This window comes from Kosakonia sp. HypNH10, assembly GCF_029850615.1.
GTDB lineage: Bacteria > Pseudomonadota > Gammaproteobacteria > Enterobacterales > Enterobacteriaceae > Kosakonia > Kosakonia cowanii.
In genome coordinates this window covers 141,774-168,126 of record NZ_JAOTIU010000007.1, presented here as the reverse complement: position 1 = coordinate 168,126, position 26,353 = coordinate 141,774, and the positions used below count along the sequence as shown (strand labels likewise).

At 58.1% G+C, this 26,353-nt stretch carries 27 protein-coding genes; 18 read left to right on the top strand and 9 right to left on the bottom strand.

Going from position 1 to position 26,353, the window contains the following annotated elements; translation table 11 throughout:
• Nucleotides 1-29 precede the first annotated feature (29 nt).
• From N7V53_RS18830 to hycI, 8 genes are read left to right on the top strand one after another with little or no spacing between them, the layout of a single operon-like run.
• Nucleotides 30-638, top strand: coding sequence for a 4Fe-4S dicluster domain-containing protein (locus N7V53_RS18830; RefSeq protein ID WP_279794455.1), 609 nt, complete (start codon nt 30-32; stop codon nt 636-638).
• On the top strand, nt 635-2,449 hold the full coding sequence (hycC, locus tag N7V53_RS18825; protein WP_279794454.1) for a formate hydrogenlyase subunit 3: 1,815 nt from the start codon (nt 635-637) through the stop codon (nt 2,447-2,449). Before N7V53_RS18830 ends, hycC begins: the two co-directional genes overlap by 4 nt.
• 2 nt (nt 2,450-2,451) lie before the next feature.
• On the top strand, nt 2,452-3,378 hold the full coding sequence (locus tag N7V53_RS18820; protein ID WP_279794452.1) for a respiratory chain complex I subunit 1 family protein: 927 nt from the start codon (nt 2,452-2,454) through the stop codon (nt 3,376-3,378).
• A gap of 12 nt (nt 3,379-3,390) precedes the next feature.
• Nucleotides 3,391-5,100 carry a formate hydrogenlyase subunit HycE gene (gene hycE / locus N7V53_RS18815; RefSeq protein ID WP_023480644.1) on the top strand — a complete coding sequence of 570 codons (1,710 nt, stop codon included), beginning with the start codon at nt 3,391-3,393 and terminating at the stop codon, nt 5,098-5,100.
• Between the two features lie 17 nt (nt 5,101-5,117).
• Nucleotides 5,118-5,660 (top strand): formate hydrogenlyase complex iron-sulfur subunit, encoded by a 543-nt coding sequence (locus tag N7V53_RS18810; protein WP_023480689.1) that lies wholly within the window; start codon nt 5,118-5,120, stop codon nt 5,658-5,660.
• Nucleotides 5,660-6,424 (top strand): NADH-quinone oxidoreductase subunit B family protein, encoded by a 765-nt coding sequence (locus N7V53_RS18805; RefSeq protein WP_042714733.1) that lies wholly within the window; start codon nt 5,660-5,662, stop codon nt 6,422-6,424. The genes N7V53_RS18810 and N7V53_RS18805 overlap by 1 nt, the downstream gene beginning before the upstream one ends.
• Nucleotides 6,424-6,834, top strand: a complete 411-nt coding sequence (locus N7V53_RS18800) for a formate hydrogenlyase maturation HycH family protein (RefSeq protein WP_054804325.1) — start codon at nt 6,424-6,426, stop codon at nt 6,832-6,834. The genes N7V53_RS18805 and N7V53_RS18800 overlap by 1 nt, the downstream gene beginning before the upstream one ends.
• Nucleotides 6,827-7,282 carry a hydrogenase maturation peptidase HycI gene (gene hycI, locus N7V53_RS18795; protein ID WP_076769120.1) on the top strand — a complete coding sequence of 152 codons (456 nt, stop codon included), beginning with the start codon at nt 6,827-6,829 and terminating at the stop codon, nt 7,280-7,282. Before N7V53_RS18800 ends, hycI begins: the two co-directional genes overlap by 8 nt.
• Here the strand turns inward: hycI and N7V53_RS18790 are convergent.
• Nucleotides 7,279-8,232: a sensor domain-containing diguanylate cyclase gene (locus tag N7V53_RS18790; RefSeq protein ID WP_279794451.1), complete on the bottom strand. Its 954-nt coding sequence runs from the start codon at nt 8,230-8,232 to the stop codon at nt 7,279-7,281. The genes hycI and N7V53_RS18790 overlap by 4 nt on opposite strands.
• Nucleotides 8,233-8,399: 167 nt before the next feature.
• Here N7V53_RS18790 and N7V53_RS18785 point away from each other — a divergent pair, with 167 nt between their 5' ends.
• Complete coding sequence (locus N7V53_RS18785) at nt 8,400-9,260, top strand: aldo/keto reductase family oxidoreductase (RefSeq protein WP_279794450.1); 861 nt, start codon at nt 8,400-8,402, stop codon at nt 9,258-9,260.
• A 320-nt stretch (nt 9,261-9,580) separates the two neighbouring features.
• Here the strand turns inward: N7V53_RS18785 and N7V53_RS18780 are convergent, their stop codons facing one another.
• Both N7V53_RS18780 and N7V53_RS18775 read right to left on the bottom strand, forming a co-directional pair.
• A complete protein-coding gene (locus tag N7V53_RS18780; protein ID WP_279794449.1) occupies nt 9,581-10,576 on the bottom strand; it encodes a LacI family DNA-binding transcriptional regulator in 996 nt (331 codons plus the stop codon).
• Nucleotides 10,577-10,606: 30 nt separating this feature from the next.
• Nucleotides 10,607-12,466, bottom strand: a complete 1,860-nt coding sequence (locus tag N7V53_RS18775; protein ID WP_279794448.1) for a beta-glucoside-specific PTS transporter subunit IIABC — start codon at nt 12,464-12,466, stop codon at nt 10,607-10,609.
• Between the two features lie 220 nt (nt 12,467-12,686).
• Here N7V53_RS18775 and N7V53_RS18770 point away from each other — a divergent pair, with 220 nt between their 5' ends.
• The 5 genes from N7V53_RS18770 (at nt 12,687) to N7V53_RS18750 (ending at nt 15,419) form a co-directional block, all read left to right on the top strand.
• Nucleotides 12,687-13,001: an antibiotic biosynthesis monooxygenase gene (locus tag N7V53_RS18770; protein WP_200581210.1), complete on the top strand. Its 315-nt coding sequence runs from the start codon at nt 12,687-12,689 to the stop codon at nt 12,999-13,001.
• A gap of 1 nt (nt 13,002) precedes the next feature.
• Nucleotides 13,003-13,395: an amino acid-binding protein gene (locus tag N7V53_RS18765; RefSeq protein ID WP_279794447.1), complete on the top strand. Its 393-nt coding sequence runs from the start codon at nt 13,003-13,005 to the stop codon at nt 13,393-13,395.
• Complete coding sequence (locus N7V53_RS18760) at nt 13,392-14,087, top strand: winged helix-turn-helix domain-containing protein (RefSeq protein ID WP_279794446.1); 696 nt, start codon at nt 13,392-13,394, stop codon at nt 14,085-14,087. The genes N7V53_RS18765 and N7V53_RS18760 overlap by 4 nt, the downstream gene beginning before the upstream one ends.
• Nucleotides 14,088-14,275: 188 nt before the next feature.
• Nucleotides 14,276-14,575 (top strand): helix-turn-helix transcriptional regulator, encoded by a 300-nt coding sequence (locus tag N7V53_RS18755; protein WP_124967434.1) that lies wholly within the window; start codon nt 14,276-14,278, stop codon nt 14,573-14,575.
• Between the two features lie 310 nt (nt 14,576-14,885).
• Nucleotides 14,886-15,419 carry a hypothetical protein gene (locus N7V53_RS18750; RefSeq protein ID WP_279794444.1) on the top strand — a complete coding sequence of 178 codons (534 nt, stop codon included), beginning with the start codon at nt 14,886-14,888 and terminating at the stop codon, nt 15,417-15,419.
• 35 nt (nt 15,420-15,454) lie between these two features.
• Here the strand turns inward: N7V53_RS18750 and N7V53_RS18745 are convergent, their stop codons facing one another.
• Complete coding sequence (locus N7V53_RS18745) at nt 15,455-15,862, bottom strand: putative T6SS immunity periplasmic lipoprotein (RefSeq protein WP_279794443.1); 408 nt, start codon at nt 15,860-15,862, stop codon at nt 15,455-15,457.
• A 6-nt stretch (nt 15,863-15,868) separates the two neighbouring features.
• Entirely contained in the window at nt 15,869-16,396 is a 528-nt protein-coding gene (locus N7V53_RS18740) for a hypothetical protein (RefSeq protein ID WP_034813591.1), read from the bottom strand.
• A 336-nt stretch (nt 16,397-16,732) separates the two neighbouring features.
• Here N7V53_RS18740 and N7V53_RS18735 point away from each other — a divergent pair, with 336 nt between their 5' ends.
• On the top strand, nt 16,733-17,497 hold the full coding sequence (locus N7V53_RS18735) for an isocitrate lyase/phosphoenolpyruvate mutase family protein (protein ID WP_279794441.1): 765 nt from the start codon (nt 16,733-16,735) through the stop codon (nt 17,495-17,497).
• On the top strand, nt 17,484-18,545 hold the full coding sequence (locus N7V53_RS18730; protein WP_279794440.1) for a methylated-DNA--[protein]-cysteine S-methyltransferase: 1,062 nt from the start codon (nt 17,484-17,486) through the stop codon (nt 18,543-18,545). The genes N7V53_RS18735 and N7V53_RS18730 overlap by 14 nt, the downstream gene beginning before the upstream one ends.
• A gap of 19 nt (nt 18,546-18,564) precedes the next feature.
• On the opposite strand, the gene N7V53_RS18725 is transcribed toward N7V53_RS18730, so the two are convergent.
• The 4 genes from N7V53_RS18725 to ascF form a co-directional block, all read right to left on the bottom strand.
• A complete protein-coding gene (locus N7V53_RS18725) occupies nt 18,565-20,379 on the bottom strand; it encodes a glycoside hydrolase family 15 protein (RefSeq protein ID WP_279794439.1) in 1,815 nt (604 codons plus the stop codon).
• A gap of 84 nt (nt 20,380-20,463) precedes the next feature.
• On the bottom strand, nt 20,464-21,357 hold the full coding sequence (locus tag N7V53_RS18720) for an SDR family oxidoreductase (protein WP_023480577.1): 894 nt from the start codon (nt 21,355-21,357) through the stop codon (nt 20,464-20,466).
• A gap of 136 nt (nt 21,358-21,493) precedes the next feature.
• The gene (locus tag N7V53_RS18715) at nt 21,494-22,918 is read right to left on the bottom strand and encodes a 6-phospho-beta-glucosidase (RefSeq protein ID WP_279794437.1); all 1,425 of its coding nucleotides are present in this window, start codon (nt 22,916-22,918) and stop codon (nt 21,494-21,496) included.
• 20 nt (nt 22,919-22,938) lie between these two features.
• On the bottom strand, nt 22,939-24,381 hold the full coding sequence (gene ascF, locus N7V53_RS18710) for a PTS cellobiose/arbutin/salicin transporter subunit IIBC (RefSeq protein ID WP_023480614.1): 1,443 nt from the start codon (nt 24,379-24,381) through the stop codon (nt 22,939-22,941).
• A 263-nt stretch (nt 24,382-24,644) separates the two neighbouring features.
• Here ascF and N7V53_RS18705 point away from each other — a divergent pair, with 263 nt between their 5' ends.
• Together N7V53_RS18705 and hydN are read left to right on the top strand one after the other, a co-directional pair.
• The gene (locus tag N7V53_RS18705; protein WP_279794434.1) at nt 24,645-25,658 is read left to right on the top strand and encodes a LacI family DNA-binding transcriptional regulator; all 1,014 of its coding nucleotides are present in this window, start codon (nt 24,645-24,647) and stop codon (nt 25,656-25,658) included.
• Between the two features lie 133 nt (nt 25,659-25,791).
• On the top strand, nt 25,792-26,337 hold the full coding sequence (gene hydN / locus N7V53_RS18700) for an electron transport protein HydN (protein ID WP_023480526.1): 546 nt from the start codon (nt 25,792-25,794) through the stop codon (nt 26,335-26,337).
• Nucleotides 26,338-26,353 lie beyond the last annotated feature (16 nt).

Here is a 26,353-nt window from a genome sequence, read left to right as displayed (position 1 = left end):
AAGCGGGCGACTCACCTGAGGATCGACTGGTGAACCGTTTTGTAATTGCCGACCCGGCGCTCTGTATTGGCTGCCACACCTGCGAGGCGGCCTGCGCCGAGACGCACCGCGCGTATGGATTGCAGGCGATGCCGCGCCTGCGCGTTATGCGCAGCCAACATGAATCCGCGCCGCAGCAGTGCCACCACTGTGAAGATGCGCCCTGCGCCGGGGTCTGCCCGGTGAACGCCATCAACCGCGTGGATGGTGCGGTGCAGCTCAATGAGAGCCTCTGCGTTAGCTGCAAGCTCTGCGCGATTGCCTGTCCGTTCGGCGCGATTGAGTTTTCCGGCAGCCGTCCGCTGGATATTCCGGCCAACGTCAACACGCCGAAAGCGCCCGCCGCGCCGCTGATGCCTGCGAAAGTGAGTTCGCTGCTCGACTGGGTGCCGGGCGTGCGCGCTATCGCCGTGAAGTGCGACCTCTGCTACTTCGACGCCGAGGGCCCGGCCTGCGTACGCATGTGCCCGACCAAGGCGCTGCACCTGGTCAGCCCGCACGATATCAATCGCGCCAGCCGCCGCAAACGCGAGCAGACCCTTAATACCGATTACGGCGATCTGGCGCGGTTTGCGCAGAATAACGGGAGTGCAAAATGACGCTTTTCTCTTTGCTGAGCGCAGCGGTCGTCACACTGAGCGCTGCTGCGCTGCTGGCGGGCCTGCTGAGCGCGTTCAAACCCCTGAGCGGCTTCTTCGCGGGGCTGGGCGGTGCGGCGGGCTGCCTGCTGGCAACGGCGGCTGGTCTTGGTGCGCTGCTCGACGGGCAAACCGTGAGCGGTATTGTGCCGCTCATCAACCTGCATCTGTTACTCACGCCGCTCGGCGCCGTCTGGCTGCTGACGCTTGGCGTCTGCGGCTTCTTTATCAGCCTCTATAACCTGGCGTGGCACCGCCATCAGGCGGTAAAAGCCAATGGGCTTTTGATTAACCTCCTGCTGGCGGCGGCGATCTGCGCGGTGAGCGCAGCTAACCTCGGCGCGCTGGTGGTGATGGCGGAGATCATGGCGCTCTGCGCGGTGTTCCTCACCGGATGCAGCGCCTCCGGCAAACTGTGGTTCGCCCTCGGGCGTCTCGGCACGCTGCTGCTGGCGCTGCTCTGCTGGCTGCTGTGGCAGCGCTACCAGAGCCTCGATTTCAGCGTGCTGAGCCTGCACCCGCTGAGCGGCGGCACCTGGCTGCTTGGCGTGATTGGTTTTGGCCTGCTGGCGGGGATTATCCCGCTGCACGCCTGGGTGCCGCAGGCCCATGCCAATGCCCCGGCTCCGGCGGCGGCACTCTTCTCCGCCGTGGTGATGAAAGTCGGGCTGTTCGGCATCCTGACGCTCTCTTTATTTGGCGGGCAACCGCCGCTGTGGTGGGGCGTGCTGCTGCTGGCATTTGGTCTGCTGACCGCGTTTGTAGGCGGGCTGTATGCGCTGATGGAACACAATATCCAGCGGCTGCTGGCTTACCACACGCTGGAGAATATCGGCATTATCCTGCTCGGCCTTGGCGCGGGCATCACCGGGCTTGCGCTGCGCCAGCCTGCGCTGGTGGCGCTCGGGCTGGTAGGCGGTCTCTATCATCTTTTCAACCACAGCCTGTTTAAAAGCACGCTGTTTCTCGGCGCGGGCGCGCTCTGGTTTGCCACCGGCTTTCGCGATATCGAAAAACTGGGCGGCCTCGGTAAACGCATGCCGCTTATCTCACTGGCGATGCTGGTCGGCCTGATGGCGATGGCCGCGCTGCCGCCGCTCAACGGTTTCGCTGGTGAGTGGGTGATCTACCAGGCCTTCTTCCGCTTAAGCGCCAGCGGCAGTTTCCTGCTGCAAGTGATGGGGCCGCTGCTGGCGGTCGGGCTGGCAATTACCGGCGCGCTGGCGGTGATGTGCATGGCGAAAGTCTATGGCGTCACCTTTCTTGGCGCACCGCGCAGCGCGCAGGCGGAAAATCCGCGCCCGCTGCCGTGGCTGATGAGTGTAAGCGTGGCGGCGCTGGCGATTTGCTGTGTGATTGGTGGGGTTGCCGCGCCGTGGCTGCTGCCGCGCCTGTTCAGTGCCGTGCCGCTGCCGCTTGAAACGGCGAACACCGTGGTGTCGCAACCGATGATTGCCCTGCTGCTGATTGCCGCGACGCTGCTGCCGCTGGTGCTGCTCGTGCTGCTGAAGGGCGACCGCCTGCCGTCCCGCAGCAGGGGGGCAGCGTGGGTGTGTGGTTACGACCATGAAGCATCGATGGTCATCACCGCCCACGGTTTTGCGATGCCGGTTAAAGCGGCCTTCGCGCCGGTACTCGCGCTGCGCAAATGGCTGGAGCCAACGCTCTCGCTGCCCGCCTGGCGGGGCGACGCCGCGCCGCTGCTGTTTCGTCGCCTGGCGCTGATTGAGCTGGCAGTGCTGGTGGTTGTGGTGATTTCCCGAGGAGCCTGAAGATGAGTTTTCTGTTTGCTGTTGTACAGGCGCTGGTGCTGTTCGCCCTTGCGCCGCTGCTTTCCGGCATCAGCCGCGTGGCGCGTGCGCGCCTGCACAACCGGCGCGGGCCGGGCGTGCTGCAAGAGTATCGCGATCTGTTCAAACTGCTCGGGCGGCAGAGCGTCGCCCCGGCGGTTTCCGGCTGGGTCTTTCGCCTGACGCCGCTGGTGATGGTTGGCGTCATGCTGACGATTGCCACCGCGCTGCCGGTAGTGACGGTGGCCTCACCGCTGCCGCTGCTTGGGGATCTGATCACGCTTATCTACCTCTTCGCCATTGCCCGCTTCTTCTTCGCCATCGCCGGGCTGGATACCGGTAGCCCCTTTACCGGGCTGGGTGCCAGCCGCGAAGCGATGCTCGGCGTGCTGGTGGAGCCGATCCTGCTGTTGGGCTTGTGGGTGGCGGCGCTGGTCGCCGGATCAACCCATATCACCCACATTACCGACACCGTTTACCACTGGCCGCTGCACACCAGCCTGCCGCTGTTTCTTGCGCTCTGCGCCTGTGCTTTCGCCACTTTTATTGAGATGGGCAAACTGCCGTTCGATCTGGCAGAAGCGGAGCAGGAGTTGCAGGAGGGGCCGCTCTCCGAGTACAGCGGCAGCGGTTTCGCCATCCTCAAGTGGGGCATCAGCCTGAAACAGCTGGTGGTGCTGCAACTGTTTGTCGGCGTCTTTTTACCCTGGGGGCAGATGACTGCCTTCAGCGTCGGCGGGCTGCTGCTGGCGCTGGTTGTCGCGCTGCTGAAACTGCTGCTCGGCGTGCTGGTTATCGCCCTGTTTGAAAACAGCATGGCGCGCCTGCGTTTTGTTGCCGCCTCGCGCGTCACCTGGGCCGGTTTCGGCGTCGCCTTCCTGGCCTTTGTCTCCTTGCTGGCGACCTATTAAGAGAGTTCATCTATGTCTGAAGAAAAGATCGGCCAACACTACCTTGCTGCGCTGCATGAAAAATTCCCCGGCGTGGTGCTGGACAGCGCATGGCAGACGAAGGATCAGCTGACCCTGACCATCAAAATCAACTATCTGCCGGAAGTGGTCGAGTTCCTCTACTACCAGCAGGGCGGCTGGCTGTCGGTGCTGTTTGGCAACGATGAGCGTAAGCTCAACGGTCACTTCGCCGTTTACTACGTGCTGTCGATGGAGCAGGGCGTGAAGTGCTGGATCACCGTGCGCGTCGAAGTGGATGCCCTGAAACCGGAGTACCCCTCGGTCACGCCGCGCGTGCCGGCGGCGGTGTGGGGCGAGCGTGAAGTGCGCGATATGTATGGCCTGATCCCGGTAGGCCTGCCCGATGAGCGCCGTCTGGTGCTGCCCGACGACTGGCCGGATGAACTCTATCCGCTGCGCAAAGACAGCATGGATTACCGCCAGCGGCCTGCGCCGACCACCGATGCGGAAACCTACGAATTCATCAACGAACTGGGCGATAAGAAGAACAATGTGGTGCCGATTGGCCCGCTGCACGTCACCTCTGATGAACCGGGCCATTTCCGACTGTTTGTTGATGGCGAGAACATTATCGACGCCGATTACCGCATGTTCTATGTCCACCGCGGCATGGAAAAACTGGCAGAAACCCGCATGGGTTACAACGAGGTGACCTTTCTGTCGGATCGCGTCTGCGGCATCTGCGGCTTTGCCCACAGCACCGCCTACACCACCTCGGTGGAGAACGCGATGGGTATTGTCGTGCCGGAGCGTGCGCAGATGATCCGCGCCATTTTGCTTGAGGTGGAGCGCCTGCATTCCAACCTGCTCAACCTCGGCCTGGCCTGCCACTTTGTCGGCTTTGACTCCGGCTTTATGCAGTTCTTCCGCGTGCGTGAAACCTCGATGAAGATGGCGGAAATTCTCACCGGGGCGCGTAAAACCTACGGTCTGAACCTGATTGGCGGCATCCGTCGCGACATGCTGAAGGATGAGATGATCCAGACCCGCCAGCTGGCGCAGCAGATGCGCCGCGATGTGCAGGAGCTGGTCGATATGCTGTTAAGCACGCCGAACATTGAGCAGCGCACGGTCGGCATTGGCCGCCTTGATCCGCAAATCGCCCGCGACTTCAGTAACGTTGGCCCGATGGTGCGCGCCAGCGGCCACGCTCGCGACACCCGCGCCGATCACCCGTTTGTTGGTTACGGCCTGCTGCCAATGACCGTCCACACCGAGCAGGGCTGCGATGTGATTTCGCGCCTGAAAGTGCGTATCAACGAAGTCTTTACCGCCCTGAACATGATTGATTTCGGGCTCGATAACCTGCCCGGCGGCCCGCTGATGGTCGAGGGCTTTACCTATATTCCGCACCGCTTTGCTCTTGGCTTTTCCGAAGCGCCGCGCGGGGATGATATCCACTGGAGCATGACCGGCGACAACCAGAAACTCTACCGCTGGCGCTGCCGCGCGGCGACCTACGCCAACTGGCCAACCCTGCGCTACATGCTGCGCGGCAATACCGTCTCTGACGCGCCGCTGATTATCGGCAGCCTCGATCCCTGCTACTCCTGCACCGACCGCATGACGGTGGTGGATGTGCGCAAGAAAAAGAGCCAGGTGGTGCCCTACAAAGAGCTGGAGCGCTACAGCATTGAGCGTAAGCACTCGCCGCTGAAATAGAAGGAGCGTTGCAAGCCATGTTTACCTTTATCAAAAAAGTGATCAAAACCGGCGCGCCGACAAGCGACTATCCGCTGTCGCCGATGCCGGTTGATAAAAATTTTCGCGGCAAACCGCAGCACAACCCGCAGCAGTGCATCGGCTGCGCGGCGTGCGTCAATGCCTGCCCCTCTAATGCCCTGACGGTGGAGACCGATCTCGCCACCGGCGAGCAGGCCTGGCAGTTTAATCTTGGGCGCTGCATCTTCTGCGCCCGCTGCGAAGAGGTCTGCCCGACGGCGGCGATTACCCTGTCGCAGGAGTATGAGCTGGCGGTGTGGAACAAGGCTGACTTTCTGCAACAGTCGCGTTTTGAACTGTGCCAGTGCCGCGAATGCGCGCGCCCCTTTGCCGTACAGAAAGAGATCGATTACGCCATCGCGCTGCTGGCGCATAACGGCGACACCCGCGCCGAAGCGCACCGCGCCAGCTTTGAAACCTGCCCGGCCTGTAAACGCCAGCAGTGCCTGGTGCCAACCGACCGGATTGAATTGACCCGCCATATGAGAGAGGCCAGCTGATGAGCCAGCTTATTGGACCGCGCGACGCAGAGGGCATTCCGCTGCCGATGACGGTGGAGGAGTCCATCGCCAGCATGAAAGCCTCGCTGCTGAAGAAGATCAAACGCTCAGCCTACGTCTACCGCGTGGATTGCGGTGGCTGCAATGGCTGCGAAATTGAGATTTTCGCTACCCTTTCACCGCTGTTCGACGCCGAACGCTTCGGTATTAAAGTGGTGCCCTCGCCGCGTCACGCCGATATTTTGCTCTTTACCGGCGCGGTCACCCGCGCAATGCGCTCCCCGGCGTTACGCGCCTGGCAATCGGCGCCGGATCCGAAGATCTGCATCTCCTACGGTGCCTGCGGCAATAGCGGCGGGATCTTCCACGATCTCTACTGCGTCTGGGGCGGAACGGACAAGATCGTGCCGGTCGATGTCTATATTCCCGGCTGCCCGCCGACGCCTGCCGCCACGCTGTATGGCTTTGCGATGGCGCTCGGGCTGCTGGAGCAGAAAATTCACGCTCGTCTGCCCGGCGAGCAGGACGATCAACCGGCAGAGATCCTCCATCCGCAGATGGTGCAACCGCTGCGGGTCAAGGTGGATCGCACCGCGCGCCGACTGGCGGGTTACCGCTATGGCCGCCAGATTGCTGATGATTACCTGCGCCTGCGCACCCTCGGCGAGCATGAAGTGATGAACTGGCTGGCGCAGGAGAACGATCCGCGCCTGACGGAGATTGTCAGCCACCTTAACCAGGTGGTGCAGGAGGCGAAAATCTGATGGGCGAAACGGTGGTCTTTAGCCAGCTGCGGCGCAAATTTATCGACGAAAACGAGGCGACGCCGCCGCAGGCGCAGCAGGTGGTCTACTACAGTCTGGCTATCGGCCACCATCTTGGGGTGATCGACTGTCTGGAGGCGGCGCTCACCTGCTCGTGGGACGACTATCTGGCGTGGATTGCCACGCTGGAGGCGGGCAGCGAGGCGCGGCGAAAAATGGAAGGGGTGCCGCGCTACGGCGAAATCGTGATCGACAGTACGCATGTGATGCTGCTGGCGAACGCCTTTGACCGCGCGCTGGCGCAGCAAAGTGAAACGCAGCAGGCGTGGAGCCGCGAGTTGTTGTCGATGCTGCATGACATTTACCAGGAGAGCGCCATCTATCTGATGGTCAGGAGGTTACGTGACTGACGTTTTACTCTGTGTCGGCAACAGCATGATGGGCGACGATGGCGCAGGCCCGCTGCTGGCGGAGATGTGCGCCGCTAAGCCTGCGGGAGAGTGGCGGGTGATTGATGGCGGTAGCGCGCCGGAGAATGATGTTGCCGCGATCCGCGATTTGCGCCCGGCGCGGTTGCTGCTGGTCGACGCTACCGATATGGGGCTTAACCCCGGCGAGATCCGCGTGGTTAACCCGGACGACATCGCCGAGATGTTTATGATGACCACCCACAATATGCCGCTCAACTACCTGATCGATCAGCTGAAAGAGGATGTCGGCGAGGTGATTTTCCTTGGCATTCAGCCTGATATCGTCGGCTTTTACTACCCGATGACGCCGCCGGTGAAGGCGGCGGTAGAGACGATCTATCAGCGGCTTGAGGGCTGGCAAGGGCAGGGCGGTTTCGCCACCCTTTAACGGCGACGTTTTTCCGCGTACATCACTTTGCCGCTCTCCTCCAGCATGTCGCGCAGGGTGGTGTACTTTTCATCCTGCTCAATCACGCCGTGAGAGTAGTTGATGTGGTAGTTTTTGCCGCCGCTCATCTCCAGCGCGTCCATTCGCGTTTGCAGATCGAAGAGGAAGGCATCGACATCGTGCTCGGCGCTGTTGCTGAGCAGCACGGCAAACTCCCCGCCGCCCATACGCGCGGCGATATCCTGCTCCTGCAGGCATTTCGTCAGCGTGCTGGCGAAGGTTTTCACCACCGCATCCCCCTCTTTACTGCCCAGCACTTCATTGATCGACTTCAGGTTGTCGATGCTGAAATAGAGCAGGCTGAAAGGGGTATTGTGCTCTTTCGACAAGGTGAAGCGCTTCTCGCCGGAGCGGTAAAAGCCGCGGCTGTTGGGCATGCCGGTCAGGGCATCGGTCATCGCCATACTGAGGATTAAAAACTCATCTTCGACGATGGCGGCGAAATCGAGCAGGGTGTTGATCTCCGCGCTGGAGAAGGGGCGCGGGTAGGTATCAATGATGCAGATGGTACCGGCAATCGCGCCATCCGGCAGACGCACCGGGCAACCGGCGTAGAAACGCACCCACGGCTCGCCGGTGACAAAGGGGTTATCGGCAAAGCGCGTATCCATCTGGGTATCTTTCACAATAAAGACGCCCTCTTCGAGGATGGCATGGGCGCAGAAAGAGAGGTTACGCGGGGTTTCGTGGGTATCGATGCCGCCGCGCGAGAGCAGCCACTGGCGATCGCGATCGAGCAGGCTGATCACCGCAATCGGCACATCGAAGGTGGTTTTCGCCATGCGGGTTAAGCGGTCGAAGCGTTCGTCATCTTTTTTATCAAGCAAATCCATCATGTATAAAGAGTGCAGACGCTCTTTTTCGTTGACTGGCATAGCTGGAAAAATCATATGACATCCTCGAGAAGGCCCGTTTTCTCAAGTGTAGACATTTCTTGTAACGATTGCGTTATATATCCATGGCTTGAGGAGCGCCTTTACCCTTCGCACAAAAGGTGCATTGCCGCCTCCAGACGCGCCGCCTACAATCGACTGACTTAACACACAGGAGCAATGCTATGTCTGAACTTTCGCTGACTTATCGTCTGGGCGACAACGAAGTGGGTCGTCTGGGTTATGGTGCAATGCAGCTCGCAGGCCCTGGCGTGTTTGGCCCGCCGGCCGACGAAGCGCGCGCGCTGCAGGTGCTGCGCGATGCGGTGGCCGCCGGGGTTAATCATATTGATACCAGTGATTTTTACGGCCCACACGTCACCAATAAATTGATCAAACAGGCGCTGCATCCCTATCCGGATAACCTGACGATTGTCACCAAAGTCGGCGCGCGCCGCGACGAGAAAGCCAACTGGCTGCCTGCTTTTAGCGACGAAGAGCTGACCCGCGCGGTGGAAGATAACCTGCGCAATCTCGGGCTTGATGTGCTGGATGTGGTGAACCTGCGCGCGATGTTTAGTGCCCACGGCCCGGCGGAAGGGTCGCTGGAGGCACCGCTGGAGACCTTAATTAAGCTCAAAGATCGCGGGCTGATTCGCCATATCGGCCTCAGTAACGTGACGGCAAAGCAGGTGGCGGATGCGCAGAAAATGACGTCTATTGCCTGCGTGCAGAATCTCTATAACGTGGCGAACCGCCAGGATGACGCGCTAATTGATAGTCTGAATGAGCAGGGCATTGCCTTTGTGCCGTTCTTCCCGCTTGGCGGTTTTTCACCGCTGCAATCGAGCGAGCTGAATGCGGTGGCGGCAGAGCTTGATGCAACGCCAATGCAGGTGGCGCTGGCGTGGTTGTTACAGCGTTCGCCCAATATTTTGCTGATCCCGGGCACCTCCTCTCCGCAGCATTTGCAGGAGAACCTCGCCAGCGCGAAGCTGGTGTTGCCGCACGAGGCGCTGGAAACATTAAACAGCATCGGCGCGTAGCAAACGATTCGGTATTTGTCGGCGTGATAAGTATTTGTAGGCCTGATAAGCGTAGCGCCATCAGGCGTTAATCGGCGGCACTGCCGGATGGCGGCTGACGCCTTATCCGGCCTACAAAGCTATCAACCGATTCGGTTTGCGTAGGCCTGATAAGCGTAGCGCCATCAGGCATTTGTCGGCGGTATTGCCGGATGGCGGCTCCCGCCTTATCCGGCCTACAAAACTCTCAACCGCTTCGGTTTGCGTAGGCCTGATAAGCGTAGCGCCATCAGGCATTTGTCGGCGGCATTGCCGGATATCCGGCCCACAAAAATCCGGTATTACCCAACCTTAACCACCGACTCGCGGCACACCAACTCGCCCTGATGGGCGCGTGGGGGCGTTTCGTCCGGCAACAACAGGATCGCCACCGCGTGGCGGATCATCTCATCCATCGGCACATGCAGGGTGGTGAGCGCCGGGTTGTAATATTTGCCAATCACCGAATCATCGAACCCGGCAAGGGATACATCCTGCGGCAGGCGCAGCCCGGCCTCCTGACACGCTTTCGCCACGCCAATCGCCATATCGTCATTCCCCGCCAGCACGCAGCTGAACGGCACATTGCGCGCCAGCAACTCGCGCCCGGCGTCATAACCGCTGTCGGTGCTCCAGCTTCCGCGCACCAGCAGCTGCGGGTCAGGCTCGATTCCGGCGTTGCGCAGCGCCTGGTGATACCCCGCCAGACGGCTGTCGCCGGTGGGCGAACCCTCGGAACCGGCGACGAAGGCAATACGCGTATGCCCCTGCGCCAGCAGGTAGGCCACCATCCTTTCACTGCTCTGCTGGTGGTCAACAAATACGCACTGGCTGCGGTTGCGGGTCAGCTCGCGGTTGATCACCACAATCGGCGTCTCGCTGGTATCGATAATCTCATCCAGCTCGTCGACGGTCAGGTATTTCGGGTAGATAAGGATCGCTTCACAGCGCAGCGACAGCAGCAGGTCGATAGCGTCCCGCTCCTCTTGCGCGCTGTGTTTTCCATCCGCCAGAACCAACTGCCGACCGTGCATTTCGCTGTCGGTCGCCGCATGGTAAATCATGCTGGAGAAGAACGGGCCGTTGTAGAGCCCGTTAGTGATCACCAGACCGACGGAGTTGGTTTTATTATTGGCAAGGTTGCGCGCCAGTTGGTTTGGCTTGTAACCCGTTTCGTCAATCGCCTGCATAATGCGGGCTTTAACCTCTTCGCGGACAAAGACTTTGCCGTTCAGCGCGCGCGATACCGTCGCTTTGGAGACGCCTGCCAGCCGTGCGACATCCAGTATCGTTACCATTCTTCATCCTCGCTCGTGTTATCTCTCTTGTCAGGCCAGCGACATCAGCGGCGCTCCCGCCGTGACGGCACCTTGTGACTGATGGTGAGTAAGCGTGAACTCATCGCTGTTCACCACCAGCACCGGCGTTGTTAAATCATACCCGGCCTGCTCAATTTTCGCCTTATCGAATGCCAGCAGAGGCGTGCCTGCGGTCACCCGGTCGCCCTCTTTCACCAGCGGCGTAAAGTATTGCCCCTGTAAATTAACGGTATTCAGGCCAACATGGATCAGTAATTCTGCGCCATTGTCACAGATCAGGCCGATAGCGTGATGGGAGTCAATTAATGTCGCGACCTGCGCATCGCACGGCGCGACCACTTTTCCCTCGGCGGGGACAATCGCGATGCCATCGCCCAGCACTTTGCCGGCAAAAGCTTCATCTTTCACGCTCTCCAGCGCAATCACTTCGCCTTTAATCGGGCTGAGCATTTGCAGTGTGCCAACGGTAACCGTCGCCGGTTTCTGCTCTGCGGGCGTCTCTTCAACCGGATCGTCAAAGCCAACAAACTGCACCATCACCACGGTGAGCACAATCGCCGTCCCGGCACCGGCCAGCTCGCCAATAAAGGACATCGGCGCATCGGTGCTGATGGCGTTCACCAGCGTAAAGAGGCCCGGCAGCGCGGCATAAGCATAATAAAGGCTGCCAAACAGGCTGGCGACCACCGCGCCGATGGCACCGCCAATACAGCCGCAGATAAAGGGCTTTTTAAAGCGCAGCGTGACGCCGTAAATCGCCGGTTCGGTAATACCAAAAATGGCCGTCACGCCCGCCGACAGCGAGGTGGCTTTCAGCTGTTTGTTACGGCTTTTGATAAACACGCCGAAGACTGCTGCCATCTGACCAATCACCGCGATGGTCTGGTAAGCCTGGAAGGAGTCATACCCCTGGGTGTCGAAGTTGGCCATGATCACCGGCGTAATGCCCCAGTGAACGCCAAAAATCACAATCACCTGCCAGACGCCGCCAATAATTGCTGCCGCCAGCGCCGGAGCGGCATGGAACAGGGCGTTGTAGCCATTTGCCACGCCAATCGCCGCCCAACTGGTCAGCGGCCCAATCACAATCAGCGTCAGCGGCACAATCACCACAAAACAGATAAGCGGCGTAAAGAGCGGGCTTATCACCTCCGGCAACCACTTTTCCACCCGGCGCTCAAACCACGACAGCGCCCAGACGAGGAACAACGGCGGCAGCACCGACGAGGTATAAACCGTTTCCGCCAGCGGGAAGAAGAGGAACTTCACTTCGTTACCGGCGGCGATTTTGCCCGCCAGCGCCGTCCACTCCGGGTTGATCAGCGCACAGCAGCAGAGCACGGCAATAAAGGGGTTGCACTTAAAGTGGCGCGCGGCGGTGATAGCGATAAACACCGGCAGGAAGGCAAACGGCGTCCAGGACATAAAGTTGAGCACCGCAAAGGTGCCGGTGGATTTGATATCCGCATCCGCAAGGCCGAGCAGGATCAACAAACCCTGTAAAATCCCGGCGGCGGCAAGAATATAGACGATCGGGGCAAACACCGCCGACATGGTGGCGATCACCGCATCGAGCCAGCGCGTTTTGGCTGGCGGCGCGTCATCGCCGCGCTCTTTCACCATGCCGCTCAGGGCGTTAAAAACATCGGCGACGTGAGTACCAATCACCACCTGAAACTGACCGCCGCTCTCAACGACCGCAATCACGCCGGGCAGACTCTGCACATTGCTTTTCGCCGTGGCGGGCGTTTCATTGAGGACGAGGCGCAGTCGTGTGGCGCAGCGGGAGAAGTTGCTGATGTTCTCTTCACCGCCAACCTCCCGCAGGATATCGCTCGCTAACTTATTGTAATCCCTGATAACGGCCATTTTTATTTACCTTTTATTATCGGAAACTGAGTAGGTGTAACTGGGTGAAACCGGTTTCATGCTAGCCTGGTGACGCACTGCCGCAACCGGTTTCATGGAAAAGTGCGAGCTAAATCACTCCTAAAAAAGAGGGGGCTGCGGCGACATTTCGTTGCCGGGCGAAGCATCGCGCCGCGCGCTGCATAACACTGGCGAGACGGAACAGTGGAGGGAGTAACCTATGATCGCAGTGTTATTTGAAGCGGATATAGCGCCTGGCGAGCAGCCGCGCTATTTGCAGCTTGCCGCAGAGCTTAAGCCGCAGCTTGCGGAGATTGACGGCTTTATCACCATTGAGCGCTTTCAAAGCCTGAGCACGGAGGGGAAGATTTTGTCCCTCTCCTGGTGGCGCGATGAGGCGGCGGTGATCGCCTGGAAGCAAAACGTCCTGCACCAGGCCGCGCAGGCGGAAGGGCAGCGCACCATCTTTTCGTTCTACCGCATTCGCGTCGCGCAGGTGTTTCGCGACTACACCTCGACCGACAGGAGAGCCTGATATGTACGATCTTCACGTTGTGCTGGATAACGCACCCGGTGCGCTGGCGGCACTTGGCAGAACGCTGGGTAGCAATGGTGTCGGTCTTGAAGGCGGCGGGGTGTTTACCTTTGAGGCGCAGTGCCATGCTCATTTTCTGGTGGAAGAGGGTGAGCGCGCAGGGCAGGTGCTGAAGGCGGCAGGCTTTGCAGTGCAGAGCGTCAGAAAGCCGCTTATCCGCAAACTAAAGCAGGAGAGGCCGGGCGAGTTGGGTGAGATTGCGCGCGCGCTGGCAAACGCCGGGATCAACATTGAGGTGCAGTACAGCGATCACGATAATCGCTTGATCCTGCTCACCGATAATGATCCACTGGCGCACAAGGTGACACAACATTGGGACGTTTCAAAAGCATGAGTTTACCTGCCGACAATTCACCGCCTGCGCTGGAGAGCGCTCTTGCCGCCATCGCCAGCGCCATGGCGGAACCGTCGCGCGCGCGGATGCTCTGCGCGCTGATGGATGGGCGGGCGTGGACCGCAACGGAGCTGTGCGCAGTGGTTGATATCGCCGCGTCAACGGCCAGCGCGCACTTAACCAAACTGCTAAACAGCGGGCTGCTGGTCTGCGTCTCACAGGGGCGGCATCGCTACTACCGGCTGGCGGGCAGCGACGTCGCCGGGCTGCTGGAAAATATGATGGGGGTCTCGATGCGCGGCGCAAAAGCGCCCGTCACCCGCACGCCGCTGGCGCTACGCCGGGCACGCACCTGTTACGATCACCTCGCCGGCGAGATCGCCGTTGGCATTTACAGCGTGATGCAGCGAGATGGGTGGATCAACGACGCGGGAGATGCGGTAACCGAAACCGGCAAGCGTGAGCTTGCGAAACTCGGCGTAGCGCTCGACCCGCACACCCGGCGTAAACCTTGCAGCGCCTGCCTCGACTGGAGCGAGCGCCGCTTTCATCTCGGCGGCGATGCCGGTGCTGCGCTGCTTATCGCCTTCGAACAACGCGGCTGGCTACAGCGCACACCGGGTTATCGTGAAGTGACGATTACTGAAGAGGGAAGAGGGGCGCTGTTCAGGGTGTTTGGTGTGCAAGGATGAGAAGAAAAATGTCGGTACGCTTGTGAAATAACCAACGATATCTTGCTTACATAGCTTGCAGGCTATAATTTTCCCCATAGCAAAAAAGCTATGAGGGAACGGGGTTTTAACGAGAAGCGGTTTTATAAAGAGATGATTAAAATTGCCGACGCAGAGTTCAGCAAGCATATGCGAAATAAGGAGTTATTATGGCAACCTTAGACGAACTATTAGCGAAACGAAGTCCTGAAAGTCTGGCGCGCATTGAAGAGCGGGTTGATGAGTTACGACGCAGCATTGTGTTAAGCCAGCTTCGTGAAGAGTTGAACATTTCCCAGACGGAGCTTGCCAGTCTGATGGGGGTGAAGCAGCCAACGCTTGCCAAAATAGAGCAGCCGGGCAACGATCCGCGTCTCTCAACCCTTAAACGCTATGTTGCGGCGCTGGGCGGCGAGTTAACCATTGATATAACGTTGCCCACCGGTAAACGGGTGGCTTTTCAGATTTGAGGCTGCCGCGCTATACCGCGTATGGCTTTCCGGTGGATGGTTGCAACATATCCAGACACCAACCACTGTGCTGGCCCCAGCTTTAACGGTCTCGATCGCCACCATTCGCGCCCAAAGTCGTCGCCTTTGTAGGCCGGATAAGGCGTCAGCCGCCATCCGGCAATGCAGCAGATTACTGCCTGATGGCGCTGCGCTTATCAGGCCTACGCAACCCAAATCGTCTGTAGGCCGGATAAGGCATATCCCTCTCTTTGTTGTGCAAAGCGATGTGCTGTAAGGTTATGTCTCGTTTTAAAGCAAGGAGAGCTCAATGCGTATCAGTGGTGTGACAACATTACTCGTAATCCTTTTTCTCAGCGCACCCGCGATAGCGGAGCCCACACAGCAAGCCTCTGAGCTGGTGAAAAAGTACACGCTGGCAGAGGATGCGGATAAAACTGCCGTGTTAGAGGATTTCGACAAGCTCGCGCGCAAAAATCCTGAAAATGTGAACGTTATTCGCAGTTATACCAGTCTGCTTGCTTCCAGAGGCGACTATCAGAAATCGCTCACTTACCTTGAGCCTGTTAACAGAGCTAACGCTAATCCATCATTATTGCTGCAAGAGTGCATGCTCAAAGAGCGTCTGGGTAAAAAAGATGATGCGTGCTATCAACGTGTAATCAGCGAATCGGAAAGTAATCATATTGAAAATATGGATTATCTGATGGCGCTGTTTTTTACCAACGACGATAAATTTCCGGCGGTTAAGCAGCGTTTATTAACAAAAAATCCGGCGCTAAGTGATGATTTCAATATCTTCTCGCAGGATAAGCGCAGTGTACTGATGGCGATTTACCCGTAAGAGAATAAATATGAGCCCAGCCACTGGGCTCAAAATCAGTTATCGCTAAATATTTCTGTATTACCGTCATTATCCTGAACGGCAAAGCCTACAGAGAATATGCGTGAAGAGGGGATTATCGCTTTCTCTCTTTTTTCGTCTGAGTCGAGGTACACGGTGAAGTTATAGGAGTGCCCTTTTTCAAACTTATAGCCATAAGTCGGCATGCAACTATCAGAGCTGGCCGCTGTATCGTTGATATCATATTTTTCAAACGCATTTTGCGGATTCCCGACTTCTGAGATTTTGACAATCGCCACTTTTTCATCGCCTTCGGGTTGAACAAGAACACAAACATTATTCGCGACGGTAACAGCCTTAGCCCGTAGCTGCGGAGGCTGTGGGTTCTGATGACAGGCTGCAAGCGATAATACTAACAGGCTTACTAACACCATTTTTTTCATTGGCTATTACCTTTGGTTTAAAAAGTGTGAAAGAACATATTCGTATTCTGGCAGGACAGTCTTATTTGTTACACCCCTGAAATTGATAAGGCGTACGTTTTTAATCCATCTGGAATACCCTAGTTTTCGAAGCAACCAATAATCAGCAATGATGGATGCTTGCTGTTCCATCGTGTAGTGATGGAGCAACCTCTTACCATCAAGGCGGTATGTATAATCAGCAACTCCGCTAAAAAGGCCGCTCAACCTTACCCACATACCTTTCTGGTGCTGCCAGACATGAGCCATTTCATGTATGAAAGTATGCTGAGATTCATCATTTCCTTGCGAGAAGTCGGATAAATAACCCTCTTTTCGAAACCACAGCTCTCCATTGGGGGCCATAGCATAAGCCGGATCTTGTAATCCGAATGGAAAGTAACTGTCACAATGTACTTTGACGTCGTTATAAAAAATTGAATTGCCATATATAGAGCGTGCCAGCACAACTTCCCCACATGTTAACGCTCTTTCAAAGCCTTCCCTGGTTTCCATCTTTATGCTCTCGGTTGTTATAAATTGCCGAGATAATCACACTTTTTGTGCGGGTATAGGCAGAGTCAAAATCTCAAAGTATTCGATGAAAAAGTCGCAAAATTAAAAAAGCTTCTGCTTTTACAGAATCGCGTACCGTCACCTTCTTCTCGAAAACACCTAACATCTTTAACTGCCCCCGATCGCCGCCCCTCGTCTTCGTAGGCCGGATAAGGCGCAGCCGCCATCCGGCAATAAACCGCGCCCGCTCAGGGTAAAAATGGTCGTCCGATTTTCGGTTGTGCGTCTATGGCTCTAAACGTCAGACTCGGCTCAACAACATCACCGGAGACGACCATGACGTTCAACGACCTTCATCAACAACCTTGCCCTTTACTGTTAGCTAACGTCTGGGATGCAAGCAGTGCCCAGGCGGCGGAGCAGGCGGGCTATGCGGCATTAGGTACTTCAAGTGCCGCTATCGCCGCACAGTTCGGCTATGCCGATGGCGAGGCAATGCTCTTCGCACACCTGCTCTTTATAGTCGAGCGCATTCGCGCCGTGAGCGACTTACCATTGAGCGTCGATCTGGAAGCGGGTTATGGCCGTTCTGCCGAAGAGATTGCGCAAAATATCCAGCAGTTAATCGCACTGGGCGTGGTCGGTATCAATCTGGAAGATAGCCAGGTGGTCAACGGCATACGATCTTTGGTTGATCCCCTACTTTTCGCGCGTAAGTTGCAAACCCTTGTCGGCCTGCTGCCCGCGGGTTTCTTTTTCAATATCCGTACCGATACCTTTCTGCTTGAGGTCGATGATGCCCTGCAGGAAACGCTGCGGCGTGGCGAACTCTATGCAGGCCACGGTGCCAATGGGTTGTTTGTGCCGGGGGTAAAACAGGACACGGATATCATCACCATTGCCAGACAGGTTGCGCTGCCGCTCAATGTGATGGCCGTACCGGGGCTGGCTGATATTACTGAACTCTCACGCTGGGGAGTACGGCGGATATCAACAGGAAATTTCCTGCATCAAGCGATACAGGCCCGGCTAAAAACGTTACTCTCAGGCATCCAGCAGAAGCAGCTTTTTGAGGAGATTTTCTGCGATGAAAATCAGTGATCCTGTTCAATGCGCGAACTGGTATCAGGCGCTGCTTGACCGCGCCTCGGAGTACACGGGCGTGTTCTTCGTCGGCGTTAAAACCACCGGTGTGTTCTGCATCTCTGTCTGCCGGGCGCGTAAGCCGAAGCGGGAAAATGTCGAGTTTTATAGCGATATGAAATCGGCGCTGGATGCGGGTTTCCGACCGTGCAAAGTGTGCCGACCAACAGAAAATGCCTGCTCTGCGCCAGACTTTATTGAGCAGGCGGTTACGCTGGTGCGTAATAACCTGAAATCCCGCATCAGTGATACGCAGCTGCGTGAACGGAATATCAGCCCGGAGCGTGTCAGGCGCTGGTTTATACAACACCACGGCATGACGTTTCAGGCCTTTCAGCGGATGATGCGCGTCAACGTTGCGTTGCAGGAGCTTAAAGGCGGTCGCAGCGCCACAGATGTGGCTTTCGACAGTGGGTATGAATCGCTGAGCGGGTTCGGTTACACCTATAAAAAACTCACCGGTGCCGCGCCGAGCGAAGGGCGGCAGACCATCATGATCCACCGCTTCACGACGCCGCTGGGTCCAATGTTTGTCTGCGCTACCGCGCGCGGGGTTTGCCTGCTTGAGTTTGTCGACAGACGTATGCTTGAAACCGAGTTTAGCGATCTGCAACGGTTGCTTAATGCCCGTATTCTTGCCGGCGAGAATGAGCATACGCGGCAGGCCGAAAAGGAGATAAGCGACTATTTTGCAGGCCAGCGCCGCCATTTTGATCTGGCATTAGATCTGCCGGGCAGCACCTTTCAACGCCTCGTCTGGCAAGGCTTGCAGGATGTGCCATATGGCCAAACAACGCACTATCAATGCCTTGCCGAGCGTATCGATAAACCGCTGGCGGTGAGGGCGGTCGCGGCGGCGAATGGTGCCAACCGGGTGGCAATAGTGCTCCCATGCCACCGTATTATCGGTAAAAATGGCACCATGACCGGCTATGGCGGCGGCATTGCCCGCAAAAAGTGGTTAATTGAGCATGAGGCGCGCCACATGCTTAACTTGGTCGGATAACGCAAGGCTCATCAACCTCTTACGAATGCTCCGTTATCGCCTGCGCGGCGCAGATCAGCGCCAGGTGGCTCAACCCCTGCGGCAGGTTGCCGCTCCATTTTCCGGTGCGCACGTCGAACATCTCGTTGAAGGTTTCGACGTTGCCTTTATCGCAGATGCACTCAAGGATCTCCTCCATTGCGGTTTTCGCGCACTCGATCTCGCCCATTGCCGCCCAGGCTTCCGCCAGCCAGAACGAACAGGCGACGAAGGTGTTCTCCTCCTCCCGCACGCCGCTGTAGCGGTAGGTCATGGCGCAGCCGTCGCCCAACTCCTCGCGGATGGCGCGGTAGGTGGATAACATGCGCTGCGGATTAACGCTGTTGCCATAGCGGTGCACCAGCGCCAGCGACGCGTCGAGGCGATCCTCGCTTTGCGGGTAAAAGAGGTAGGCCTGCTTGCGCTCAGACCAGCAGTGCTCCTCAACCCAGTCGCGAATACGGTCGCGCTCGCGCTCCCAGCGCCCCACCCAGGTCGGCTCAATATGCTTCTCGTGCGCCATCTCCACCGCGCGGTCGAGCGCCAGCCAGCAGGCCATTTTGGAATGGGTATAGTGCTGGTGCTCAGGCAGTTCCCAGATGCCGCAATCTTTTTGCCGCCAGTGATCGGCGCAGCAGTTCGCCAGTTCGCCCAGTAAACGTGACGTACGCAGATCCAGCACATGCCCGGCGTTAACAAACAGCTGCGCCGTCGCCAGCATGTCGCCATACATACTCAGCTGGAGCTGATCGCGGGCGTTATTGCCGACGCGCACCGGGCGTGAATCTTTGTAACCGCGCAGCGGCGGATAGGTCTCGGCGGGCACCGCTTCGCCCTCCAGCGTATAGCAAGCGTGGAGGCGCACACCGTGGCGAATAATCGTTTTTGATAACCAGGAGAAGGCGGCTTTGCACTCCTCCAGCGCGCCGAGAAAGGCGAAGGCTTTAATAATCAGACAGGCATCGCGCACCCAGGCATAGCGGTAGTCATAGTTTTTCTCTTTGCCGACCCCTTCCGGAATCGACGTCGTTGCCGCTGCGGCAAGGGCACCGGTCGGTGAGTACCAGAGAAACTTCAGCGCCAGCGCCGAGCGCCCGACATGATTTTCATACGCCCCGCGGTAGCTGAGACTTTTTGACCAGTCGACCCATGCGGTGTGGCTGGTCTCGATCCGCTCATCAATCGCCGCGAGGTCCGGCACCGTCAGCGGCTCCTTCTCCGTCACCAGCAGCGCCACCAGCGTGCGGCTCTCAGGCGAGGTCGTAAAGGTGCCGTGGATCTGCTCATCATCAACATCGACGATCGCCACATCCTCGCTGGTACGCAGCATCGCCATCAGATCGGCAATATGGTAGACATTGCCGTGAGCGGTTTCGTTAAGCCACGGCGAGCAGGTTTCCGCCCGCGTGCCAAAGCGCAGGGAGAGCGTCATCTTCACCTCCCCCTCAAGGCCTTCAACGCGCCGCGCCAGCTCGCTCCACGGCAGGCGGCCCGCCAGCGTGCTGTTAATCGATTCGGTGATTAGCACTTTGCCGCTGTCGGTGGTGAAGGTGGTTTCCAGCACATTGCTGTCATCACGATAGCGCCGCGTCACGCTGTAGGGCGCATCCGGCTCAAGCTGAAAAAAACCGCCGATATCGGGGTCGAGCAGGCGGTCAAACAGCGGGGCCGAATCAAGATTGGGCGCGCACCACCAGTCAATCGAACCATCCGGCGCAATCAGCGCCACGGAGCGACCCTCGCCGATGGCCGCATAATCGCCCGCCTCGACAAAGCCATTTTCCCGCACGGGAGAGGTGTATTGCGCGTTCTTCACGGTCTGTTATGTCCTGTTGAGAGGAGGGGTGAAGCGGACGTGGCCGCCGGGCGGCGACCACGAGATGCAGGATTGTGGCAATCCTTACAACGTACCGGTACCCCCGTCGGAGCACCACACCTGGCCGGAGCTGTAGCTACTTTCCGGCGACGCCATCGTTACGTACAGCGGTGCGATCTCAACCGGCTGACCGGGGCGTTTCAGCGGTGCGCTGGCACCAAACTGCTGCACTTTCTCCTGCGGCTGACCGCCACTTGATTGCAGCGGTGTCCAGTAAGGACCCGGTGCGACGGCATTGACGCGAATACCTTTCTCGCCCAGCTGCTGCGCCAGAGATTTGGTAAAGGCGACAATCGAGGCTTTGGTCTGGGCGTAATCAAGCAGGATCGGGCTTGGCTGATAAGCCTGCACCGAAGAGGTGTTGATAATGCTCGCCCCTTCCGGCAGGTGTTTCACCGCCGCTTTGGTGATCCAGAACATCGCGTAGACGTTGGTCTTAAAGGTGGCGTCGAAATCTTCCGTCGACAGGGTGAGGATCGATTCGTTGAACTGCTGGCGACCGGCGTTGTTCACCAGAATATCCAGCCCGCCAAGGCCTTTAACGGCTTCCTCTACCAGCTGCTGGCAGAAGGCTTCGGAGCGGATATCGCCCGGAATGGCAATCGCTTTGCGGCCTTCTGCTTCAATCAGTTTGATCACTTCTGCCGCATCGGACTCCTCTTCCGGCAGATAGTTAATCGCCACGTCAGCCCCTTCACGGGCATAGGCGATGGCGACAGCGCGCCCGATACCGGAGTCACCCCCGGTGATCAGTGCTTTACGTCCGGTCAAACGGCCAGAACCGCGATAGCTGGTTTCGCCATGATCCGGCACCGGGATCATCTTGCTGGCAAGGCCAGGCGGCGTTTGCGGTTGCTCGGCAAAAGGAGGGGTCGGGTAGTGCGGCGCTAAAGGTCGTTTAGTGTTTTGCTCTGCCATGCTTGCTCCTTAAACGTTATGTAGACACGTGTTTAAGCCTGGCATAGATGTGAGCGTTGTCACGTTACTGGCAGGAAAACCAGGAATATGTGAAATAAAACGGCAGCGAAAAGCGGTGTTTTCGCTGCCGTCAGGATCAGTCGAGATCCGCGCCGTTGCTGGCGATCACCTTCTTATACCACCAGAAGGATTTCTTGCGGCTGCGCGCCAGCGTGCCGTTGCCCTGGTCGTCGCGATCGACATAGACAAAGCCGTAGCGTTTGCTCATCTCGCCGGTGGAAGCCGCCACCAGATCGATGCAGCCCCAGCTGGTATAACCCATCACCGGAATGCCATCTTCAATCGCATCGCCCATCGCGCGGATATGCTCGCGCAGGTAGCTGATGCGGTAATCGTCATGGATCTCGCCGTTGGCATCGACCTCATCTTTCGCCCCCAGCCCGTTCTCTACCAAAAAGAGCGGCTTCTGATAGCGGTCATACATCATGTTCATGGTGATGCGCAGGCCAAGCGGATCGATACCCCAGCCCCATTCGCTTACTTCAACATGTGGGTTGCGCAGGGATTTGACGATATTCGCTGCGCTGGTGTTGGCAGCGTTCATCTCCGCCGAGGCGCAGCGCGAGGCGTAGTAGCTGAAGGAGACAAAATCGACGGTGTTTTTCAGGATTTCATCATCGCCATCTTCTTTAACAATCTGCACCCCTTTCTCACGGAAGACGCGTGCGGAGTAGGCCGGGTAGCTGCCGCGCGCCTGCACATCGATAAAGAAGAGGTTTTCGCGATCCTTCTCCAGCGCCGTCCAGACATCGGCCGGTTTACAGGAGTAGGGGTAGAAGTTACCGCCCGCCAGCATGCAGCCCATCTGGTTTTGCGGGTTCACCTCATGGGCGATTTTGGTCGCCAGCGCGCTGGCAATCAGCTCATGGTGCGCGGCCTGGTACTTCACCTGATCCTGGTTTTCGCCCTCTTCGAACACCAGCCCGGCACCGGAGAAGGGGCTGTGCAGCATAATGTTGATTTCGTTAAAGGTGAGCCAGTACTTCACCAGCCCGTCGAAGGCTTCAAAACAGGTGCGCGCATAGCGGGTGAAAAACTCCACCATTTTGCGGTTGCGCCAGGAGCCATACTCCGTCACCAGGTGCATCGGCACATCGAAGTGGCACAGCGTCACCAGCGGTTCGATATTGTACTTTTTGCACTCTTCAAACACCGCGCGATAGAAGGCGATCCCCTCTTCATTCGGCGTTAATTCATCGCCTTTCGGGTAGAGACGGCTCCAGGCAATCGAGGTGCGGAACACCGTAAAGCCCATCTCCGCCATCAGCGCGATATCCTCTTTGTAGCGATGGTAAAAATCGATCGCCTCATGGCTGGGATAGTACTCATCGTCGCGCAGGGCAAAACGCTTCTCCTGCCCCAGTTTCACCGCCAGACGGTTCGCGCCGTGCGGGATCATATCGACGGTGGTCAGCCCTTTGCCGCCCTCCAGATATCCCCCTTCCGACTGGTTGGCGGCCAGTGCGCCGCCCCATAAAAATCCTTGCGGAAAAACAGCCATGCGTTACCTCGCTCTATTAATCAGGCTTGTGCTTCTTTTACCGTTACCGGCTGCGCCGTCGGTGCGTTTTTCTCCGCTTCGACCGGAATATCCTCAAAGCCGAGCAGCAGCGTCAGCACAAACGACAGCACCACCGCCAGCGCCATCACGCCAAACACCCAGACGATGGTCATCGGGTTTGCCGGATCGAAGAACTGCACGCTGGTAAATAACCCCGGTGCCGCCATTGAGTGGCTGGCAAGCCCGGCGATACCGGCCACCGCGCCGCAGATAAAGCCGCTAATCAGGCTTGCGATCAGCGGGCGTTTCAGGCGAACCGCCACGCCGTAGAGCGCCGGTTCGGAGATGCCGGCGAGGATCGCCGAGGCCGCCGCCGCCATCGCTGTCTGGCGCAGCTCCGGGTTTTTCGTTTTCCACGCCACCGCTAGCGACGAGCCGCCAAGGGAGAGGTTCGCACCGATTTCCGACGGCATTACCATCCCCTCTTTGCCCGTCTCGGCAATGGTCTGAATGATAGTGGGCGTAAAGACGCGGTGCATACCGGTCATCACCAGCAGCGGCCACAGCGCGCCCATAATGGCAACCGAGAGCCAGCCGAGATAGCCGTGAATGGTGTAAACCAGCGCGGAGATGGCGCTACCGATCCAGATCCCGAGCGGGCCAATCAGCACAATCGCCAGCGGCGCGGCAATCAGCACGATCAGCATCGGCTTGAGGAAGTTTTTCGTCACCGCCGGGGTGATGCGATCGACCCAGCGCTCAATGTAGGAGAGGCACCAGGTCATCACCAGCGCCGGGATCACCGTGTAGGTATATTTCACCGCGGTCACCGGGATCAGGGCGAACTCGACGTGCTCGCCCTGCGCCGCTTTCGCCATCAGCTCAATAAAGCTCGGGTGCACCAGCACACCGGCAATGGCGATCGCCAGCGACATATTGGTTTTGAATTTTACCGCCGCCGAGGCGGCAACCATCAGCGGCAGGAAGAAGAAGGCACCGTCGCCGATCACCGTCAGGATCGTCAGGGTGGAGGAGCCTTTTGGCAGCGCGCCGGACATCTCCAGCACCATTGCCAGCAGTTTGACCATCGACCCGCCGATAATCGCCGGGATCAGCGGCGACATGGTGCCGATCAGCGCATCGAGAATGCCCGCGCCGATGCGGCGCAAGGTGAGTTTTTGTTTGGTCTGCGTCTCGACGGGCTGCATATTCTGCGGCAGCAGGCTGACCACTTCACGAAACGCCTGCGAAACCGTGTTACCGATAATCACCTGGCACTGGTTGTCGTTGCGTACCACGCCCATCACGCCGCTGATGCTTTTCAGAGTGGCGCTGTCGATGCGCGTTTCATCTTTCACCACGAAGCGCAGGCGCGTCATGCAGTGCGTTACGGCGGCAATGTTATCGACACCGCCCAGCGCATCTACCACCGAGTGGGCAAGCGCCGCATAGTTCTTAGCCATTGTTTTTTATCCTGTTTAATCAATAGGGTAATGACTTATCGCACGCCCAGGCGGCGATGAAACATGAAATAGGTAACCGGTTCCACAAAATCATGATGAGTTTATGTGAGGGAAACAAGACCTAAAAATAAGCACTTTTTCAAAGCGTGATGAAGATCACCGGATAATCACAAACGCGCGCTTTTTACCGGATGGTTAACTGTTTCAATACGCCTCGTGGCTGAAGTACACTTCGCCACAGGACATTTGCAGGAGCAGGACAGATGGCGACAATGCAGGAGGTGGCGAAGCGGGCAGGAGTGTCGAAAGCCACGGTTTCACGCGTATTGACGGGCAAAGGCTATGTCAGCGAGGAGACAAAAAGCCGCGTCTTTCAGGCGATTAGCGAGAGCGGCTACCGGCCAAACTTGCTGGCGCGCAGCCTTGCCAGCAGCACCACCCAGACGCTGGGCTTAGTGGTCACCAACACCCTTTACCACGGCGTCTACTTCAGCGAACTGCTCTCCCACGCGGCGCGCATGACCGAAGACAAAGGGCGTCAGCTGCTGCTGGCAGACGGCAAACACAGCGCGGAAGAGGAGCGCCAGGCGATCCAGTACCTGCTCGATCTGCGCTGCGACGCCGTCATCATCTACCCGCGTTTTCTCAGCGTCGACGAGCTGGATGCGATCATCGACAGCCACCCTCAGCCGATTGTGGTGCTCAACCGCCGCCTGCGAAAAAACCTCAGCCACTGCGTCTTTTGCGATCAGCACGCCGCCAGCCAGCAGGCGGTCTCGGCTCTGATTGCGCGCGGCCATCGCGATATTGCGCTGATCACTGGCTCGCTCGATTCACCCACCGGTATTGAGCGTTTATCCGGCTATAAAGATGCGCTGCTACAGCAGGGCATTGCGGTACGTAACGAATTGATTGTCGAAGGGAAATGGACACCACAAAGCGGCGCGCTCGGCGTGCGTGAACTGCTGGATCGCAAGGTCTCTTTCAGCGCGCTGGTGGCGAGCAATGACGACATGGCGGTAGGTGCCATCAAGCAGTTGCATGACAGCGGCATTGCCATACCCGGCCAGGTTTCGGTAGTGGGCTTTGATGATATCGCCATGGCCCCCTTCACCGTGCCGGCGCTCTCCAGCGTCAAAATCCCGGTCACCGGCATGATCAAAGAGACCATCAACCGCCTGATCTTTATGCTCGATGGCGGTGACTTTACCCTGCAATCCACCTTTCCCGGCGAGTTGATCCTGCGCGACTCCATCACCAGCGGCCCCTGCGCCTGAGGTGTCAGCCGTCATCGACACTTCTGTCGATGACAGCGCTGCGCTTTTACTAACATCATTAAATTCAGCCACTTAAAAAGTGGCACGCTTTATGAATACTTCAGCGGGACAAGGCTCTTAGCTGGAGAAAATGATGAACCGATTTATTATGGCCGACGCCGCAAAATGCATCGGCTGCCGTACTTGTGAGGTGGCCTGCGTGGTCTCCCATCAGGCGGATCGCGACTGCGCGGCGCTCACCCCGGAAACCTTCCTGCCGCGTATTCACGTGGTGAAAGGCGTCAATGTGTCGACGGCAACCATGTGTCGTCAGTGCGAAGACGCACCCTGTGCCAATGTCTGCCCGAACGGCGCCATCCGCCGCGATGAAGGTTTTGTGCATGTGATGCAGGAGCGCTGCATCGGCTGCAAAACCTGCGTGGTGGCCTGCCCCTATGGCGCGATGGAGGTGGTGGTGCGTCCGGTTATTCGCCACAGCGGCGCGGGCCTCAATGTGCGGGCGGAAAAAGCCGAAGCCAACAAGTGCGATCTCTGCCACCACAGCGAGAGCGGCCCGGCCTGCATTCAGGCCTGCCCGACCAAGGCGCTGGTCTGCATCGATCGTAATGTGCTGGAGCAGATGAGCGCGGATAAACGGCGTCGCGCCGCGCTCGATAGTTCGCTCTCCATTACCTTCTAACCCCTTTACTTTCACT